Source organism: Pectobacterium brasiliense (assembly GCF_016950255.1).
GTDB lineage: Bacteria > Pseudomonadota > Gammaproteobacteria > Enterobacterales > Enterobacteriaceae > Pectobacterium > Pectobacterium brasiliense.
This window is the reverse complement of record NZ_JACGFN010000001.1, coordinates 959,616-976,721: the sequence shown is the minus strand read 5'-3', so window position 1 is coordinate 976,721 and position 17,106 is coordinate 959,616. Positions and strand designations below refer to the sequence as shown.

General features: G+C 50.7%; 18 protein-coding genes and 1 tRNA gene. 9 read left to right on the top strand and 10 right to left on the bottom strand.

Annotation, left to right across the window (positions count from 1 at the left end; all coding sequences use genetic code 11):
• Positions 1–9: 9 nt before the first annotated feature.
• The 4 genes from H4F65_RS04320 to H4F65_RS04305 all read right to left on the bottom strand — a co-directional run bounded on the left by H4F65_RS04320 (position 10) and on the right by H4F65_RS04305 (position 4,221).
• Positions 10–729 (bottom strand): (Fe-S)-binding protein, encoded by a 720-nt coding sequence (locus H4F65_RS04320; protein WP_010276574.1) that lies wholly within the window; start codon positions 727–729, stop codon positions 10–12.
• A gap of 46 nt (positions 730–775) precedes the next feature.
• Positions 776–2,329: an L-lactate permease gene (locus H4F65_RS04315; RefSeq protein WP_010276578.1), complete on the bottom strand. Its 1,554-nt coding sequence runs from the start codon at positions 2,327–2,329 to the stop codon at positions 776–778.
• Between the two features lie 281 nt (positions 2,330–2,610).
• Positions 2,611–2,687 (bottom strand) — tRNA-Val (locus tag H4F65_RS04310).
• A 160-nt stretch (positions 2,688–2,847) separates the two neighbouring features.
• Positions 2,848–4,221, bottom strand: a complete 1,374-nt coding sequence (locus H4F65_RS04305) for an MATE family efflux transporter (RefSeq protein WP_010276581.1) — start codon at positions 4,219–4,221, stop codon at positions 2,848–2,850.
• A 248-nt stretch (positions 4,222–4,469) separates the two neighbouring features.
• Between H4F65_RS04305 and H4F65_RS04300 the strand changes: the two genes are divergently transcribed.
• Positions 4,470–5,105 carry a riboflavin synthase gene (locus H4F65_RS04300; protein ID WP_010276583.1) on the top strand — a complete coding sequence of 212 codons (636 nt, stop codon included), beginning with the start codon at positions 4,470–4,472 and terminating at the stop codon, positions 5,103–5,105.
• 59 nt (positions 5,106–5,164) lie between these two features.
• On the opposite strand, the gene cfa is transcribed toward H4F65_RS04300, so the two are convergent.
• Both cfa and purR read right to left on the bottom strand, forming a co-directional pair.
• Positions 5,165–6,316, bottom strand: coding sequence for a cyclopropane fatty acyl phospholipid synthase (gene cfa / locus H4F65_RS04295; RefSeq protein WP_010276585.1), 1,152 nt, complete (start codon positions 6,314–6,316; stop codon positions 5,165–5,167).
• A 328-nt stretch (positions 6,317–6,644) separates the two neighbouring features.
• Positions 6,645–7,670: an HTH-type transcriptional repressor PurR gene (gene purR / locus H4F65_RS04290; RefSeq protein ID WP_010276588.1), complete on the bottom strand. Its 1,026-nt coding sequence runs from the start codon at positions 7,668–7,670 to the stop codon at positions 6,645–6,647.
• Between the two features lie 389 nt (positions 7,671–8,059).
• Here purR and cydH point away from each other — a divergent pair, with 389 nt between their 5' ends.
• Positions 8,060–8,149, top strand: coding sequence for a cytochrome bd-I oxidase subunit CydH (gene cydH / locus H4F65_RS04285; RefSeq protein WP_014915740.1), 90 nt, complete (start codon positions 8,060–8,062; stop codon positions 8,147–8,149).
• Positions 8,150–8,249: 100 nt separating this feature from the next.
• On the opposite strand, the gene H4F65_RS04280 is transcribed toward cydH, so the two are convergent.
• A complete protein-coding gene (locus H4F65_RS04280; protein WP_010276589.1) occupies positions 8,250–9,101 on the bottom strand; it encodes a C40 family peptidase in 852 nt (283 codons plus the stop codon).
• Positions 9,102–9,442: 341 nt separating this feature from the next.
• On the opposite strand from H4F65_RS04280, the gene H4F65_RS04275 reads away from it, so the two are divergent.
• Positions 9,443–9,793, top strand: coding sequence for a Grx4 family monothiol glutaredoxin (locus H4F65_RS04275; protein ID WP_010276591.1), 351 nt, complete (start codon positions 9,443–9,445; stop codon positions 9,791–9,793).
• A gap of 103 nt (positions 9,794–9,896) precedes the next feature.
• On the opposite strand, the gene rnt is transcribed toward H4F65_RS04275, so the two are convergent.
• Entirely contained in the window at positions 9,897–10,568 is a 672-nt protein-coding gene (gene rnt, locus H4F65_RS04270) for a ribonuclease T (RefSeq protein WP_010276594.1), read from the bottom strand.
• A gap of 146 nt (positions 10,569–10,714) precedes the next feature.
• Positions 10,715–11,122 (bottom strand): lactoylglutathione lyase, encoded by a 408-nt coding sequence (gene gloA / locus H4F65_RS04265; RefSeq protein WP_010276601.1) that lies wholly within the window; start codon positions 11,120–11,122, stop codon positions 10,715–10,717.
• 289 nt (positions 11,123–11,411) lie between these two features.
• On the opposite strand from gloA, the gene H4F65_RS04260 reads away from it, so the two are divergent.
• Entirely contained in the window at positions 11,412–11,651 is a 240-nt protein-coding gene (locus H4F65_RS04260) for a DUF1289 domain-containing protein (protein WP_010276604.1), read from the top strand.
• A 227-nt stretch (positions 11,652–11,878) separates the two neighbouring features.
• Positions 11,879–12,316, top strand: coding sequence for a transcriptional regulator SlyA (gene slyA / locus H4F65_RS04255; protein ID WP_010276609.1), 438 nt, complete (start codon positions 11,879–11,881; stop codon positions 12,314–12,316).
• A gap of 131 nt (positions 12,317–12,447) precedes the next feature.
• Here slyA and H4F65_RS04250 read toward each other — a convergent pair whose 3' ends face one another.
• Positions 12,448–12,915, bottom strand: coding sequence for an outer membrane lipoprotein (locus tag H4F65_RS04250; RefSeq protein WP_010276614.1), 468 nt, complete (start codon positions 12,913–12,915; stop codon positions 12,448–12,450).
• A 349-nt stretch (positions 12,916–13,264) separates the two neighbouring features.
• On the opposite strand from H4F65_RS04250, the gene anmK reads away from it, so the two are divergent.
• From anmK to tyrS, 4 genes are all read left to right on the top strand, one after another.
• Positions 13,265–14,377 carry an anhydro-N-acetylmuramic acid kinase gene (gene anmK, locus H4F65_RS04245; RefSeq protein ID WP_010276618.1) on the top strand — a complete coding sequence of 371 codons (1,113 nt, stop codon included), beginning with the start codon at positions 13,265–13,267 and terminating at the stop codon, positions 14,375–14,377.
• Positions 14,378–14,474: 97 nt separating this feature from the next.
• The gene (locus H4F65_RS04240) at positions 14,475–14,792 is read left to right on the top strand and encodes an MliC family protein (protein ID WP_010276620.1); all 318 of its coding nucleotides are present in this window, start codon (positions 14,475–14,477) and stop codon (positions 14,790–14,792) included.
• A 107-nt stretch (positions 14,793–14,899) separates the two neighbouring features.
• Positions 14,900–15,583, top strand: coding sequence for a pyridoxamine 5'-phosphate oxidase (pdxH, locus tag H4F65_RS04235; protein ID WP_039315824.1), 684 nt, complete (start codon positions 14,900–14,902; stop codon positions 15,581–15,583).
• Between the two features lie 234 nt (positions 15,584–15,817).
• Positions 15,818–17,095 carry a tyrosine--tRNA ligase gene (gene tyrS / locus H4F65_RS04230; protein WP_010276628.1) on the top strand — a complete coding sequence of 426 codons (1,278 nt, stop codon included), beginning with the start codon at positions 15,818–15,820 and terminating at the stop codon, positions 17,093–17,095.
• Positions 17,096–17,106: the final 11 nt, after the last annotated feature.

Genomic DNA, 17,106 nt, shown 5'->3' with positions numbered 1-17,106 from the left:
ATTCTCTCCTTAGCGACTCATCAGGACTTCGGCAATGTGCATCACCTTGACCGGATGCCCTTCACGCTGTATCCGACCACCAATATTAAGCAGGCAACTGACATCGGCACCAATCAGGTAGTCGGGTTTGACATCCATTATATGGCTGACTTTCTCTTTGACCATTTCGCCGGAAATTTCTGCCATTTTCACCGAAAAAGTGCCACCGAAACCGCAACAGGTCTCTTCTGCTTTAAACGGCAGCAAATGCAGATCCTGAACGTGGTTGAGCAACGTGACAGGTTCTTCGCGCACACTCAGCTTGCGAAACAGGCTACAGGAAGGATGATAAACAGCGGTGCCTGGCAGACGTGCGCCGACGTCCGTCACGCCAAGCGTATTGACGATGAATGAGGTGAGATCTTTCATCCGCTCGGCGACGCGTTCGGCACGGAGCACCCATTCGGGTTCACCGACCAGATACTCAGGATAGTGACGGATGGCGTTCATACACGAACCGGCGGGAGAAATGATCGGGTCGTCATTATCTTCCAGAGCGGCAATCACGCTTTTCATACCCGGAATAGCGCTGTTGATATAACCGCCGTTGATGGCGGGTTGCCCGCAGCATGACTGTTTTTCGGGAAAATGCACGGTGCAACCCAACTGCTCCAGTAGCAGTACAGAATCACGGGCCATACGGGATTTCAGGGCGTCACCAATACAGGTAACAAAAAAATTAACATTCACGACAGACTCCCATTACTTAATGTAGATGGATTTTTTTATAGTGACATCAGGCCATAAACAGGTAGTAAACCAGGCCGACCTTGAGCCCAAGAATGATGATGTAGATACCGCAATATCTCAGCGTGCCTGACATAATCGCGCTGCCTTGCCCTTCCATGCGCGTTGCTGATACCGCAATGGCGATACTTTGTGGCGATATCATTTTGCCGCCAGTGGCACCGGCGGTATTCGCCGCAGCCAGCCAGACGGGATCGACATGCAGCTTTTCCGCTGCCATCGTTTGCAACTTGCCAAATAGCACGTTGGAATTGGTGTCGCTGCCGGTGACAAAGGTGCCTAACGCGCCAATCACAGGGGCGATAAACAGATAGCCTCCTCCGGTTACGTCTACCATCGTTTGTGCCAGCGTGGCGATCAGCCCGCTGACATCCATCACCGTCGCCATGGCGACGATAGCGGTAATCGCGATAATCGAATTCCTGAGCTGTATTACCGTGCTAAAAAAGACATTCAGCATGGTTCCCAGATTCGCTCCCTGTATAAAACCGCCTAGCAGACTGGCGATGATGATCAGAACGCCGGGAGTAGCAATCCAGTCGATCTTCAATTTCAGCACCTGTGTATCCGTCAGGTGGAAGGGGATGATGGAGGCCACCTGAGAGACGGTGCTTTTGATCGCGGGGAACAGCGGAGAGCAAAGCAGGATAAAGCTAAAAATCAGGATATAAATCGCACAAGCGCGTAGTAACTGGCCGGCAGAATAGCCTGATAAGGACGCACGCTGAGCGCTGTCGATGAGGTAGGCCGCTTCGGTTTCTTTCTTGCGGTATTTCGCCATTAACGTGACAGCAATCAGGCTGACTAAACTGCCTGCGAAAGCGGGCAGTTCGGCACCGAGGTGGACCGCCACAATGTACTGCGGCACCAGCGTGGTCACGCCGCACACCAGCGTAATAGCGAACACGCCGCGAATCGCTTTAATGCCGCCACCGATGATTGCCACAATGACAAAGGGCAGGAGGATGTTGAACAACGCCAGTTGTAGCACAACAGTGGCACTTAATGTGGTGACGGGAAGGTGGACCTGTTCCGCTAAAATAGAAACCGGGATGCCGACAGCACCGAAAGCGGTAGGGACGGTATTGGCGACCAGTGATGCGATGGCCGCTTTCATCGGGTTAAAGCCGAGTGCAATAAGGATGCCGATGGGGATCGCAACCGCGGTGCCATAACCCGCTGCGGCTTCGAGAAAGCCCCCAAAGCACCATGAAATCAGCAATACCTGAATACGTTTATCATCACTGACACTGGCGAGGACATCGCGTAGTACATCCATACTGCGTGTCTTTTGCATCAGGTTATAACTGTATATTGCCCCCAGAATAACGATAATAATGGGCCATAGTCCTTTCAGCGCGCCATAGCTTGCTGCTAACCCCAGCGTTTTCAGCGGCGTGTGCCAGAATATCGCAGTGATAATCACGGTGAGCGCCAGCGTAATCAGTACCGCGTGATGAATAGGCGTTTTTACTTTTAGGATAAGAACAATCATGACCAACAGTGGGAAGCTACCCAGCAAAAAATATAAATAATCGTGCATAGCGGTGTCCTGACATCCTGATTTTAAGAGGTAAAAAAGGGATACCAACGTGGTGCTATATACACTTATATAATGGGTGGTTATTAAATAGTTTTAGCTGAATCGGGTCAGATGAAACGAAGAAGTGCAAAATGGGTGTTAAATTAGTTACTTAATAGTTAATTTAGTTACTTAATGGGCGAAGTAGAGAACATAAACGAATGAGAATCAGCGCGTTTATTTCATGAAATAGTGAAAAATGAACGGTAGCTTAAAAGGAACGAAGGAGGAAAAACAAGGAATGGTGCGTTCAATTGGACTCGAACCAACGACCCCCACCATGTCAAGGTGGTGCTCTAACCAACTGAGCTATGAACGCATTGAGATACCGAACTGCCTGCCTGACAGCGAGGCGAATAGTAGCGAGCGAGCGGAAAACTGGCAAGAGGAAAAATGCAATTTTGTGCTCTTGCCAGTGCGATTGCTGGGGTTGTATCCATTCTGTCGTTTTTTTCGACGTAAACTGGATGAAACGTTATCTAGCGAGCGGCGCGCGCTAAAATCCGTGCGGCGGGTTGGCGCTGGAGAAAACGAATCCGCGTCACCATCATCACGGCCGCTGCCGTCAGGCCAATGATAAATCCACACCAGAAGCCCGCAGGCCCCATGCGCGGTACGATGCTATCCGTCAACGCCAGCAGGTAACCGCTCGGTAATCCTAATACCCAATAGGCGACAAAGGTAATATAGAAAATTGAACGGGTATCTTTATAGCCGCGCAAAACGCCAGTGCCGATCACCTGAACGGCATCGGAAATTTGATAAACGGCGGCCAGCAACATGAGCTGAGAAGCCATCGCCACAACCAGCGGATCCTGATTGTAGAGCAGGGCGATAGGTTCACGCAGTAGCGTGGTGAAAATGGCTGTGCAGCAGGCTAAGGCCACACCCGCCATGATACCGGTGTGCGCGGCAATGCGGGCGTTCTCAACCGAGCCTTCTCCTAAGCGATGCCCGACGCGAATGGTCGTGGCGACACCGACCGAGAGCGGAAGAACGAACATCAGCGAGCTGAAGTTCAGGGCAATCTGGTGACCCGCCACATCGACGACGCCCAGCGGCAACACCAACAGCGCCACCACGGCAAACAGTGTCACTTCAAAAAGCAGTGCCAGCGCGATAGGTAAACCGAGGCCAAAGAGGCGCTTCAGCACGGCAACGTCCGGGCGGAAGGCGGGACGGTGCAGGCGGATATCGCGTAGCCAGGAAGCGCGTCGGGTATAAAGCATCATCAAGAGCATCATGATCCAGTAAACCGAGGCGGTAGCCACGCCGCAGCCGACGCCGCCCAGTTCGGGCATGCCAAATTTACCGTGGATAAAGATGTAGTTGATCGGGATGTTGATCAACAGCCCGATGAATCCAATCATCATGCCGGGGTAGGTTTTGGATAGCCCTTCACACTGGCAGCGTAAAACCTGATAGAACAGATAGCCGGGAACGCCCCACAGCAGCGCATGCAAATAGCCGATGGCTTTCGCTGCCAGCTCCGGCGAACCGTCGCTCATCAGGTTAATGGCGTATTCCCCCTGATACAGCACCAGCATCGTAAGCACAGAAATAATGGCAGCGAGGAAAAAGGACTGTCGCACCTGATGAGAGATGCGATCGCGTCGGCCAGAACCGTTGAGCTGTGCGACAACGGGCGTCAGCGCTAACAGCAGGCCATGACCAAAAAGAATGGCGGGTAGCCAGATAGAGGTTCCCACGGCGACGGCGGCCATATCGGTGGCGCTATAAGCACCGGCCATGATGGTGTCAACCACACCCATCGACGTTTGGGACACTTGCGCAATAATGACAGGAACAGCAAGCACCGATAATTTACGCGCTTCTGTCAGATACTGTTGCACGGATACCTTCCTTGAATGACTTAATTTTGCTAGCGGGATGAATAATTTGGATATGAAAAACGTCAAGAATAAAACGAGAACGTTATTGTAACGACTTAATAAAAGTAAACCAGCTTGAAAGAGAATATATTCTTTTTGTTACGCAACGGTTTCGATAGCGTCTGGCGTACCGTATTCCGGTTTGGTTTTCCGCGGAATATCGGGCACACTGCACAACGTCATTTCTTTGTTTTTAAGAGGCAAACTGCATGTTTACCGGTATTGTTCAGGGCACCGCGCCGGTGGTGTCAATTGAAGAAAAATCCAACTTTCGCACGCACATTGTCCAGCTCCCGCCCGAGTTGCTGCCAGGGCTCGTGCCCGGTGCATCGGTGGCACACAATGGCTGCTGCCTGACGGTAACTGCCATTGACGGCGATCGTGTCAGTTTTGATCTCATGAAGGAAACGCTGCGGTTAACGAATCTGGGCGATATTCATGAAGGTGATGTCGTCAATATTGAGCGAGCTGCGAAATTCGGTGATGAGATCGGTGGGCACGTTATGTCAGGTCACATCATGTGTACTGCCGAAGTGGTGAAGATTCAGGTTTCAGAGAATAACCATCAGATCTGGTTCCGCCTTGCGGATGAAGCGCTGATGAAATACGTGCTGCATAAAGGCTTTGTTGGGATTGACGGTATCAGCCTGACGGTAGGAGAAGTGACCCGTGGACGTTTCTGCGTGCATTTAATTCCAGAAACGCTGAACCGTACCACTCTGGGGCAGAAACGTCTGGGCAATCGCATTAATATCGAAATCGACCCGCAGACACAGGCCGTGGTCGATACGGTCGAGCGCGTGTTGGCTAGCAAGCAGGCGAGCGAGCTCGGCAAGGAAGAGTAATTCCTACGTTGCCTATTCTTATAAACCGGACGAGTAATATCGTCCGGCTCTCTTTTCTATCAACGTGAAATACGTAGTCCTCCCTCAATCCCATTGATGCTGAATACGATCTGCCAGAGCTGAAGATCCCTTGCTCTGAATGTCCCCGCGCAAGCGTTAAGATAGTAGCTGAACATCCTGCGAAAGCGGGCGGAGTAGCGCGTGGAAAGCTGTGGCCAGCTTTGCTGAAAGCGTGCTTGCCACGCCATTAATGTGCGATCGTAATCGGAGCCGAAATTATGCCAGTCTTCCATCACCATGTAAGGTTCACTCGCCTGCGCGATATGCTGTATGGAAGGAATACAGCCATTGGGGAAGATGTATTTATGAATCCAGGGATCAATGTGCGGGTTGGTCTTATTGGCTCCTATAGTATGCAGCAAGAACAGTCCATCGGGCTTAAGACAACGTTTAGCCATACGAAAGTAAGTGCCATAGTTACGCGGGCCGACGTGTTCAAACATCCCAATAGAAACGATCCGATCAAATGGCTGGTTCAAATCTCGGTAGTCTTGTAGTGCAATGGTGACGTCCAGATCGTGACAGCGCTGCTGTGCCAGCCTCTGCTGTTCTCTGGAGATGGTGATGCCGTAAACGGAAACGCCGTAGCGACGCGCGGCGAACTCAGCAAGCCCACCCCAGCCGCAGCCAATATCCAGTAATGTCATTCCTGATTTTAGCTGAAGCTTTTCGCAGATCATGGCCAGTTTAGCTTCCTGCGCCTGTTCCAGCGTTTGTGCTTGCTTCCAATAGGCACAGGAATATTGCATGTAAGGATCCAGCATCAGCATAAAGAGGTCATTACCTAAATCGTAGTGCGCTTTACCGACAGCGCGAGCACGTCGACGGGATTGTAAATTCGTAACGCGAGAGAGGGCGACCCGCGTCAGGTCGTGCAGACGGCGAGGTAATGCATTCTCTAGCCCTGCGCGGATAACGCGATGGAAAAACATATCCAGTCGCTCGCACTCCCACCACCCGTCCATATAGCTTTCACCTAATCCCAGCGAACCTTCCTGCAAGACGCGTTTAAAAAAGTTGGGGTTGGTCACGTGGATGTCAGAAGGGCGGGTACCGTTAATGGTGACATCTGCTGTAGCCAGTATTTCCTGCATAATGCTAAACCAGGGGGAGGTATGGTTATGCCGGTTTTTTACATAGGGTGTACCCATCATGTCTCCTTAAATTTTCACGTGTGAAAGTATGGAAAAACATACCCAGACAGCACTTACCACAGCCGATGTATCGACTGTCACCAGAGAAAATAAAGAAGAAATCTGCAAATAAGCAGAGGACGAACGCACTCCCTTTGTAAGAAAAATACGTCTCTAACTGCGTTAGTACCTAACTGTCTTTGTTATCGCCATTTTGGGTTTTATTAGCGAAAGTGAAACGCGGTGTTCAGTTTAGAGCTGCTTCAGCCAGCATACAAGAGAATTGGCTGAAGCAGAGAGGGGAAGCAGCAGGAATAAGAAAATCGTCTGTATAGAATGGCTGCGGCTAGCGGCGATAGTCGAGATAGGGGCCGTCTGCAACCGAGCGGCGTTCAATCAACGTCGGGTGCACTTCAATGACGTGTGCATCTTCCCGCTTACTGGTAATGCGATCCAGCAGCATTGCGAAAGCTGACTGGCCCAGACGCTCTTTTGGCTGGTGGATGGTGGTCAGTGCTGGCGTAAAGAAACGCGCGTGGCGCACGTTGTCATAACCGATCACCGAAATATCCTGCGGCACGCGCAGACCCAGTTCGTCAGCCGCACAAATAGCACCCATCGCCATGATATCGCCACCGCAGAATACGGCCGTTGGCCGCTGTTTCTGTGCGAGGATCTGATGCATAGCTTTATAGCCGGATTCCGGTTCGAAATCGCCTCGAACCACCCATTCGTCGCGTACGGTGATGTCAGCTTCCTTCAGCGCTTTCAAAAAGCCGAGGTAGCGTCCGCTGCCAGTGTTGCGTTCTTGAGTGCCGGGGATGGCACCGATATCCCGATGGCCGCGTTCAATCAGGTAGCGACCTGCCATATAACCGCCTTCAAAGGCGTTATCGATAATGGTATCGGTAAAATCGCTGTGCATCTGTCCCCAGTCCATAACGACCATCGGAATGCTGCGATAATCTTCCAACATCGACAGCAGCTCTGGTGGGTATTCAGCGCACATTACCAACAGGCCATCGACGCGTTTTTGCGCCAGCATGGAAAGATAGGCGCGCTGTTTACCAATGTCGTTATGCGAATTACACAGCACCAGCGTATAGCCTTTGGCATAGCAGCTGTTTTCTACGGCCTCAATGATCTCGGCGAAATAGGGGGCTTCGCTGGACGTGGCCAGCAAACCGATAGATTTAGTGTGATTAACTTTGAGGCTGCGCGCGACGGCGCTGGGCGAATAGTGCAATTCTTTGATTGCCGCCCTGACGGCTGCCTTAGTCTCTTCGGCGACGAAACGTGTTTTATTGATCACGTGCGATACGGTTGTGGTGGAAACGCCAGCACGTTTTGCCACATCTTTAATCGTTGCCATCTAAAAATGACTCCTGAACTTACCTGTTACAGACGTAAGTATATTGTTAATCGTTTGCCTACGTTTAATGTTCTTCTTCTAAGCTAAAAAACAGGATTTCAGAAGGAGAATGCCGAATGTTATACCGAAGGGATCTGGGTTGACGTTTTTCGACTGATACGCAGCGCTTTCATAAACAGCGGATTGTGTCCGATTTATCATGAAAGTGAAAGGGCTAATTTATACTATTAGTGATGCATTCGTCCGAGATTTTTCGCTACAATTATGAAAGAATCGTAATAACCCTATTATTTGTGGCTTTTACTACCTAAACGGGTTTGGCTGTGAATGGTGGTGTCTTTTCAGATGAAGCTTTCAGATAAAATTCGTTCGTTAATAAGGAGTAATTCATGGATACAGATCTGAAGATGTCTTTACTGACAACTGTTGGCTCGCTGGCTGTGATCATCGCATTTAGTTTTATTGCGGTGCTGAACTAACCGAACGGTGCCTCTGGGCGGGTTAGGTATTCAGACACGTTGATGTTACATAAAACGTGTCTGAATCGCTTTTCTTCACAGCGCTTTTACAACCTGTCACTTAACGAATCGTCTGCGGCGTCACCACGCGACGTGCGCCAACGTAGTGTTCCTGCCAATAATCTTCACTCAGCTTGCTGATACGAATATCTGAGCCTGTACGCGGCGACTGAATAAATTTCCCTTCCCCCAGATAAACCCCGACGTGATCGGCTGCGCCACGATTATTGATGCGGAAGAAGACCAGATCGCCACTTTCCAGCTCGCTCTTTTTAATCGGAGCGGCGTCACGGAGGTGATACATTTCGTTTGCGGTACGTGGAATTTGGATCTTAACGACATCTTTGTAGGCGTAATAGACCAGCCCGCTACAGTCGAACCCGGTAAAAGGAGACGAACCGCCCCAGTGGTAAGGCTTGCCTATCTGGCTCATCAACTTATTCATTGCGGTTGTTTTGGCATGCTGATAGCGTTTTTTATGCGCTGCGCTTAGCGCCATTCCTTTTTCTGTCGGCGCTGGATTTTTATCCGCTTTCCCCTTGAGTGCGGTCTTCTTCAGTCCGGTTTTGACTCTGGCTTGTGCGGTAGTTTGTTTCTCTTCTTCAGGCTTCAGCTTTTTAAGATTTTTTTTCACTAGCGCTGGCGTGCTGCTTTGCGTCCGTGACGGTTTTTTTTCTGTCACTTTGCTCGCGGTGCGGGATTTGGTTTTATTGCTGACTGCGGTAGGTTCTGGTTTTTTGCTTTTGATCGGCGTCGGTGATTTAGCATTACCCTTTGTTTGGCGGTTTTTCTTATTCGTTTCTACCACGGCGCTTTTCTTCGGCGCAGAATGCGGGGTATGCGGCGCAGCCTGAACCACGTTCAGGGATAGATTACTGAAAAATAATATAAAAAGGGTAATAAATAAGCGCATAATAACAGTGACCGAACATAATCCTTAACTCGCTCAATCCGCACAGTATTCCTGAAAACGGCGTCATAAAAAAGTGGGCACGGTCGCTTTATTCATACAGAATAGTGAAAAAACGTTAATAGTTATTTTTTCGATTGATTTATCAGCGTTTTCTGGCGTTGATTTCATCAATGATGAATGCGTTCAGGAAAAAATAACCCTACAAAAAATGGCGTTTTTTTGTGGCTAGTGGCATCGGTACAATATCACTGAGTCAATGTCGCTGTCGTAGCATCTCTGACGGCGGCTCATGGCTAGCGTTTTGGACGTTAGCCATCCTATAGAATTAAGGAAGCAAGAAGATGACGACACCGACAATTGAAAAAATTCAGCGCCAAATTGCTGAAAACCCGATTCTGCTGTACATGAAAGGCTCCCCGAAATTGCCAAGCTGCGGCTTTTCCGCACAGACTGTTCAGGCGTTGTCTGCCTGTGGCGAACGTTTTGCGTATGTTGATATTTTGCAGAACCCAGACATTCGTGCTGAGCTGCCTAAATACGCGAACTGGCCGACATTCCCACAGCTGTGGGTTGACGGTGAGCTGATTGGCGGTTGTGATATCGTGGTTGAAATGTTTCAGCGCGGTGAACTGCAACCACTGATCAAAGAAACGGCAGACAAATACAAAGCGCAGCAGGCCGATCAAGAGTAATGTTTTCGTCTGGCGTAATGACGATATCAACTGTTGTTACGCTGAGAGCGTAAATCCTTCCAACGGGTGCCTTTATGGCACCCGTTTTTTGATCTCAGCCTTTTCAGTCTTCGGTTGACGCGCCTTCCAGCGAATTTTCTTCCAGTGCAATCGGCCATCCGCCCAGACGTTTCCAGCGGTTAACCAACTCACAGAATAGCAGTGCCGTCTGGTTGGTGTCATACAGCGCGGAGTGCGCCTGACTGGAATCAAACGCAATACCGGCGGTAATACAAGCTTTAGCAAGGACCGTTTGGCCTAACACCAGCCCGCTAAGTGCTGCAGTATCGAAAGTGGCAAAAGGGTGGAAGGGATTACGTTTCAGGCTACAGCGCTCGGCTGCCGCGGCCATAAAGCTATGATCGAATGTGGCATTATGCGCCACAATAATCGCGCGGTTGCAGCCCTGATCTTTAATGCCTTTACGCACGACTTTGAAAATTTCATGCAACGCATCATATTCGCTCACCGCGCCACGCAGCGGGTTGGTGGGGTCAATGCCGTTAAACGCTAGTGCGGCGGGCTCCAGAATCGCGCCTTCAAAAGGTTCGACATGAAAATGTAGCGTTTCATCTGGCTGTAACCAACCGTCTTGATCCATTTTTAATGTTACCGCCGCAACTTCCAGCAAGGCATCGGTTTTCGCATTAAATCCGGCGGTTTCAACATCAATCACTACCGGGTAAAACCCACGAAAACGGCCGCTCAGGGCGTTCAGATCACTTTTATCAGCCATTTTTCTCTTAATTGTTAGCAAAACGCAGCGCGCATTATTGCAAATTTTGGCCGGAGATGCAGCATGCCCGTTGCTGTTTCAAACGGCGGAGATAGCAGAAGAGGGGGAGAACAGGTGCCGATGCAGCACCTGTAGAATGCGGGGGATTAGTGACCGATACCGTTACCGGCGTGGGCGTTTTCGATCAATTCGATTTTATAACCGTCTGGATCTTCGATGAACGCGATCACGGTTGTGCCGCCTTTGACCGGGCCCGCTTCGCGCGTTACATTGCCACCCGCTTTGCGGATACGCTCACAGGTTGCGGCAACATCGTCAACGCCCAGCGCGATATGGCCATAGGCGTTGCCCAAATCATAGCTGTCGACGCCCCAGTTGTAGGTCAGTTCGATAACTGCGCCTTCGCTCTCTTCGGTATAACCGACGAAAGCCAACGTGTATTTGTATTCGGTATTCTCACTGGTGCGCAACACGCGCATGCCCAGGATTTGGGTATAGAAATCGATAGAACGTTGTAAATCGCCAACACGCAGCATGGTATGAAGTAAGCGCATAGTGTCCTCGTTAAAAAGTGCAGCAAAGAGGGAAGTATAGCGTTGTGGCGCTACCGAGTCCAAGCTGTTGGGATGATGCTAAAAATGCGACACTACAGTGAGGTTTGTGTTAAAACGTACAATCAGGAGGGGTAAATAGCGCGTTGGGGCAATTTTAGGCTGCCTGGCGTGTAAAAAAATCGTCAGTTATTACAATGGTTACCTAATTATTTTCATTGTGACTGTCCGTTTGGGCTTGCCAGCGGTAAAGAACAGGGCTTCAATAAATAGAGTTGTAGCAGGAGGTGTTGTGCCAGAGCAACTTGAACTCTTTGTTGTCCCTAATCCATGCCGTGGTATTTGTCAGGCGGATGAAGGCGGATATTGTCGCGGTTGCTTTCGCAGTCGTAATGAGCGCTTTAGTTGGGGCCAAATGAGTGATGCGCAGAAACAGGATGTGCTGCGTTTGTGTCGGCAGAGAATGAAACGTTCACAGCGTTCAGAGAAGTCCGAAACACCAGCAGAGTCCCGTCAGCCATCGTTGTTCTAAGTTATTTTGTCTTAGATGATCTATTTACGTGAAATTTTGTTTAAGCAACGCAGGAGCGTTCGATTGAATAAAATAAGCCTGAGATCATTTTTAAAAGACTTTTATTTGATAGAATCCATTTCATATGGAGCTATTTTTACAACAATAAAGTCATTTTTTATTCTTATAAATCAGAGTTGATTGCAATCCAGGGATATAACTTAGCGTGCTAACAATAAGGAGGGGTGATGGAATTGCCATTAGGATCTGATTTAGCCCGTCTGGTGCGCGTATGGCGTGCGCTGGTCGATCATCGATTAAAACCACTTGAACTGACTCAGACGCATTGGGTCACGTTGCATAACATATACCATCTACCCCCTGGGCAGTCGCAGATTCAACTTGCCAAAGCGATAGGTATTGAGCAACCCTCATTAGTCCGAACACTGGATCAGCTTGAGGAAAAAGGGTTAATCACTCGCCACGTTTGCGCGCACGATCGTCGGGCAAAACGTATTATGCTGACCGAATCAGCAGAGCCAATCATACAAGCAGTCAATGGTGTAATTAGCCATACACGTAGTGAAGTCTTATTTGGTATTACGCCGGAGCAGGTTGATGAATTAGCGCTGCTGGTTTCGCGTCTTGAGAAAAATATATTGGCATTACATGAGAATCAAGCGTAGCCAAATTTGGGTTACGCAGAGGGAGAATTAAATCCCGGCAATATTACCGGTATCGATTATTGGTTATTTATTCCGGGAGTTGATTATTCGTTGTGACGATCGCCGCTTTCTACGGCGATCGTCACACAGCATTACCGTGGGGAAACGGTAATACTGCGGCCATTGCTAGCCATAGCAACGCGTTGACCTGCGCTGAATTTCGTATCGCCTTGTTTCTGTACCACCATGATGGTACTGCCATCATCACGACGAATTTCCAATTCTACGCCCTGTGTGCGGTTCATCGCACCCGTAGCACTTTGACCCGCTACACCACCGGCTACTGCGCCAGCGGCTGTCGCCAGGCTACGGCCGGAACCGCCACCGATAGTGTTACCCAGGAAACCACCCAACACAGCACCGCCGAGCGCGCCGATCACGTTAGAGTCTTCTCCCGCCTGAATTTGAACCGGGCGCATAGAAACAATCGTACCGTAGGTCACGGTCTGCACCTGTTTAGCTTCGGATGCGCTGTACACATCACCTGAAAGCGTACTGGTATTAGCACAACCAGCCAGCGTGATACCGGCAAGGGTAACCACAAGCAAACGCTTCATCATAATACAAACTCCTTAATAGCGAATATGTCGGGCTGGCTCAGCCTCGGCCGACGCAGTGTTATACCAATAAATTATGGTCTGGCTCAGTGTAGCATGCCACTCTTTTTACTCTTTTTTTCAGAATATAATAGTGCGCTTAAATTGCGTATAAACAGAGAAGTAAATAGTACGAGAAAGGGCTTTTTTTGTAGCAAATATTATCAAAAATCGACATTTGGTTAAAACCTAACCCGTGTGGCAAAAACGTAAAAAATTTAATAATTCAGCGTGTTAACGTGCTACTTTTATTCTCAACGTAACGGTTGTTATCGGTGTTCTCTTTTTATCTCACAGGGGCAAAGGCTATATAATGAGATCAGGCAGATATATTGGCGTAATGTCCGGCACCAGCCTTGATGGTGTGGATGTTGTGCTAGCCGCGATTGACGAACATACGGTTGCTCAGCAGGCCAGCTACTGTCACCCGATACCGCAGGACATCAAAATGGCCATCCTGGGGATGTGTCAGGGGCAGGCGGTGACGCTGTCGGCGCTGGGACAGCTGGATACGCGTCTGGGCATCTTGTTTGCCGAAGCGGTGCTGACGCTGCTTAAAGAGACGGCGCTGGGAGCGCAGGATATTACTGCGATTGGCTGCCACGGGCAGACGGTCTGGCATGAACCCACGGGCGATGCGCCTTGCACGTTGCAGATCGGCGATAATAACCGCGTTGCCGCCTTGACTGGCATCACGACCGTAGGGGATTTTCGCCGCCGTGATTTGGCGTATGGCGGGCAGGGCGCTCCGCTGGTGCCATCGTTCCATCATGCGTTGCTGTTGCATCCTGTCGAACGACGTATCGTGCTCAACATCGGAGGCATCGCCAATCTGTCGCTGTTGGTACCGGGAGCGCCCGTGCGTGGCTACGACACCGGTCCCGGAAATATGCTGTTGGATGCCTGGATCTGGCGGCACTGTGCGCAGCCGTATGATAAAGACGCCGCGTGGGCGATGAGTGGTCAGGTGAATCCGCTATTGCTACGCCGGATGCTGACCGATCCTTATTTTGCGTTGCGAGCGCCCAAAAGCACCGGGCGTGAGTATTTCAATCTGGGCTGGCTGGAAAGAATGCTGGCTGGCTTACCGCCGATAGCGCCGCAGGACGTTCAGGCGACGCTGGTTGAGTTAACGGCGGTGAGCATTGCTGAACAGGTGATGTTGGTCGGTGGGTGCGAACGCTTGCTGGTTTGTGGCGGTGGCGCGCGTAATCCGCTCATTATGGCGCGTCTTTCGGCACTGCTGCCGGGTATCGAAGTCAGCACGACGGATGAGTGCGGCGTGAGCGGCGATGATATGGAAGCGCTGGCATTTGCCTGGCTGGCGTCACGCACGCTATCAGGGCTACCGGGCAATCTGCCGTCTGTCACGGGAGCGAGCCAGGAAACGGTATTAGGCGCGATTTATCCGGGCAACGCGGATTAATCAGATTTTGCCGAGAGGTTCATCGTTATCCTCTTGTTAAACTTAAATGAGCGGCAGCGTCAGTTGCCGCCATCGACAAGAATGACAGGAGAAAAGAATGAAACGATTGCTGACAGGGACAGCGCTGATTCTGCTGAGCGGATGCAGCTATTTTGGTCATAAACAGACGGTGGAAACGCTGCATTATCAATGCGGGACAATGCCGCTAACCGTGACGTTACAGCAGGGCGGTGAAGCGACTCCGCAGGTGAGTTTCCTGCTGGACGGTGAACGTCTCACGCTCCCTCAAGTGGTGTCTGCTTCTGGCGTCAAATACAGTAATGACACCTACACATTCTGGAGCAAAGGCGATCGTGCATTTATCCAACGGGGTGAACGGGTTATCGTAGATGACTGCGTATTGGCACCGATGTAACTGACGTCGCACGCTGGTGATGTCGCTGCTGATTGCGATTTTTCGGGTACGGGAGCAAAATGGGATTTTCGCCCGCTTCTGGCCCGACATTGCGACAGCAGGATATTATGACTCAGGAACGCTTCCCTTCTGACAGTTCTCCTCTTATTCAACCCGCCGATATTGCTGACATCCGCCGTGAATACACGCGTGGCGGGCTTCGACGTAGCGATCTTCCCGCGAACCCGCTGGATTTATTTGAACGCTGGCTAAAGCAGGCCTGCGACGCAAAACTGGCCGATCCCACCGCGATGTCCGTTGCGACCGTGGATGAGCACGGGCAACCTTACCAGCGTATCGTTCTGCTGAAACACTATGATGAGAAAGGCATGGTGTTTTATACCAATATGGGCAGCCGCAAAGCCCATCATCTGGAAAATAATCCACGTGTCAGCCTGCTGTTCCCTTGGCATATGCTGGAGCGGCAGGTCATGGTGCTGGGACGCGTAGAGAAGCTGCCGGCGCTTGAGGTGCTGAAATATTTCCACAGCCGCCCGAAAGACAGCCAGATTGGCGCGTGGGTCTCTAAGCAGTCCAGCCGGATTTCAGCGCGTGGCGTGCTGGAAAGCAAATTTTTGGAATTGAAGCAAAAATTCCAAAATGGCGAGGTGCCTTTGCCGAGCTTCTGGGGTGGCTTCCGCGTTGTTATCGATTCTGTCGAGTTTTGGCAGGGCGGTGAACACCGCTTGCACGATCGATTTTTCTACCAGCGGCAGGACGAAGGCTGGCAGATCGATCGTTTAGCGCCTTAATCGCGAAATATCCGTGTTAAACGCTGGCGCTCCTATCATCGGCACTTTATCCTATGAAGTTTCGCGTTGACTGGGCATTGCGCGGCGATATGGCGTTCATAGCCTGTTGCATAAAGTCATGCAGTAGCGAAATCATCATGCGACAGCAGACAGGTATGCTGCGCATCTCTCACGGCGTTGTGCGTAAACCCAACGGGAACGCAACGGCCTATTTTTATAAAAATGGAGTTATCGATGGCGAGTAGTAACCTGATTAAACAATTGCAAGAGCGGGGCTTGATTGCCCAGGTGACGGATGAGGAAGCGTTAGCAGAGCGGCTGGCGCAAGGGCCAATTGCACTGTATTGCGGCTTTGATCCCACCGCCGACAGCTTGCATTTGGGGCATCTGGTGCCGCTGCTCTGCCTGAAACGCTTCCAGCTGTCTGGCCACAAGCCGGTGGCGCTGGTTGGCGGTGCCACGGGGCTGATCGGTGACCCAAGCTTTAAAGCCACAGAACGTAAGCTGAACACAGCTGAAACCGTGGGTGAGTGGGTAGAGAAGATTCGTCGTCAGGTTTCCCCATTCCTTGATTTTGACTGTGGTAAAAACAGCGCGATCGCGGCCAATAACTACGATTGGTTCGGCGGTATGAATGTGCTGGATTTCCTGCGTGATATCGGCAAGCACTTCTCCGTTAATCAGATGATTAGCAAAGAAGCCGTCAAACAGCGTTTAAACCGTGATGACGTCGGCATTTCGTTCACCGAGTTTTCCTACAACCTGTTGCAGGGGTACGACTTTGCCTCGCTGAACAAGCAGCATGATGTCGAGCTGCAAATCGGTGGTTCTGACCAGTGGGGCAACATCACGTCAGGTATCGATTTGACGCGCCGCATGAACCAGAAACAGGTTTACGGTTTGACTGTGCCGTTGATCACCAAGTCAGATGGGACGAAATTCGGTAAAACGGAAGGCGGCGCGATCTGGCTGGATGCCAGCAAGACCAGCCCTTACAAATTCTACCAGTTCTGGGTCAACACGGCGGATGCCGATGTGTACCGCTTCCTGAAATTCTTCACGTTCATGAGCCTCGAAGATATCGATGCGCTGGAAGAAGAAGACAAAAACAGTGGCAAAGCTCCACGCGCGCAGTACGTGCTGGCGGAAGAAGTGACCCGTATGGTTCACGGCGAAGCAGGTCTGGAAGCGGCTCGTCGTATTACACAAAGCCTGTTCTCTGGCGCATTGCAGGATATGACGCAGGACGACTTTGCGCAGCTGGCGCAGGATGGTATGCCGATTATCGAACTGGAAAACGGTGCGGATTTGCAACAGGCATTGGTCAGCGCTGAGTTAGTGCCGTCACGCGGTCAGGCTCGTACGATGATCTCTTCGAATGCGGTCACCATTAACGGCGAAAAACAGGCTGACCCTGAATATACCTTCAGCGATGCCGACCGTCTGTTTGATCGCTACACCTTGCTGCGTCGCGGCAAAAAGCACTACTGCCTGATCTGCTGGAAAGCATAAGCATTACCGAT